At 34.1% G+C, this 1,675-nt stretch carries 1 protein-coding gene; it reads left to right on the plus strand.

Annotated elements, in window-relative coordinates; all coding sequences use genetic code 11:
* Positions 1–66: 66 nt before the first annotated feature.
* Positions 67–1,631 (plus strand): IS3 family transposase gene (locus ASE01S_RS15660; protein ID WP_245630407.1). Its coding sequence is split into 2 segments (ribosomal slippage): positions 67–706 and positions 706–1,631, totalling 1,566 coding nucleotides; the frame shifts between segments, so codons are not numbered across the junction.
* The last annotated feature ends 44 nt before the right edge of the window (positions 1,632–1,675 follow it).

The raw sequence follows: 1,675 nt of genomic DNA on the forward strand, positions 1-1,675 counted from the left end.
TGATATGCTCCCCTTAAGGTAGACAGATTAAAAAATAAAAATCTGTTTTCCTTAGGGGGAGTTTTTTTGTCAAATAAGAATAAGTATTACTCGATTCAGTTTAAGCTTGAAGTTTTGAAAATTTATAAGAATGAGATTTATTCATTAGAAGAATTATGCTCGCAATATGGTATTCCACGTACCACTATATATCTTTGGTCTGAGAAATATGAAAGGTATGGCGTAGAAGGATTAAAGGATTCCAAAGGATGGAAGTCTTATTCTAAAGAAATAAAGCAATCAGCTGTAGTAGATTATTTATCAGGAAAGTACTCTCTTCGAGAGATTGTTTCTATGTATGAAATTTCTAGTAAATCGGTACTCCATAGTTGGGTCAAGCGTTATAATGGTCATAGAGAATTAAAAGATACGGGAATAAGGAGAACACACTCTATGACTAAAGGAAGAAAAACAACTTGGAAAGAACGAATTGAAATTGTACAAGAAGCTTTAAGTAATGGAAAAAATTATCAAGAAACAGCTGAAAAGCATCAAGTATCATACCAACAAGTATATCAATGGGTTCGTAAATATGAAAATGATGGATGGGATGCGTTAAAGGATCGGCGAGGACGCTCGAAGAGCTTAGAAGAGTTAACTCCAGAAGAAAAAATGAAGTTTGAAATGCGTCGAATTGAAAAAGAAAATGAACGCTTACGTGCAGAGAATGCTTTCTTAAAAAAGTTAGAGGAGATCGAAAGGAGGCGAAAATAAGTCAAGTAAGATTTGAAGAAAAATATATTGCTATTAAAGAACTTTATGAAACTGATCAACTAAGTATCGTCTTATTATGCAAAATTGCAGGTATTTCAAGAGCTGCTTACTATAAATGGTTAAACCGTAAGCCTTCCTCTCGTGAACTTGAAAATGAAGAAATTATAAAGGAAATGAAAACTATTTATATGAATGTCAAGGGTATCTATGGTTATCGTCGAATGTTGATAAATATCAATCGAAAGCTTGGCAAAAATTTTAATCATAAGCGTATTTACAGGCTAATGAAAATTGCCGGGATTCAATCTGTTATACGGAGGAAGAAGACAAGATCTAAGCGTTCGAACCCTTTGCACATGGCAGAGAATTTATTAAATCGTGAATTTACTGCTGAAAAACCAAATGAAAAATGGGTAACGGATGTTACTGAGTTCAAATATGGTACTTCAAGGAAAGCTTATTTAAGTGCGATTCTTGATCTTTATGATGGTTCGATTATTAGCTATGTTTTAGGACATTCTAATAATAATAAACTAGTATTTAAGACCCTAGATCAGGCTACTAATCAAATAGACAGTGATCACCCACTCATTCATAGTGACCGTGGGTTTCAATATACTTCGCATGGGTTTAAACGGAGAATAGATAAGGCAGGAATGACGCACAGTATGTCACGAGTTGGTAAATGTATTGATAACGGACCAATGGAATCGTTTTGGGGAGCTCTCAAATGTGAGGAGTATTATCTGCACAAGTATGAGACATTTGAGGAACTCTCAAAATCCATTGATGAATACATTTATTTCTACAATTATGAAAGATATCAAGAAAGACTAAACGGCCTTAGCCCTGTTGAATATAGAGCTAAAGCCGCTTAAATTCATTTTTATTATTTCCGCTGTCTACTTGACAGGGGGCAGTT

The organism is Amphibacillus sediminis NBRC 103570 (genome assembly GCF_001552275.1).
GTDB classification, from domain to species: Bacteria; Bacillota; Bacilli; order Bacillales; family Amphibacillaceae; genus Amphibacillus_B; species Amphibacillus_B sediminis.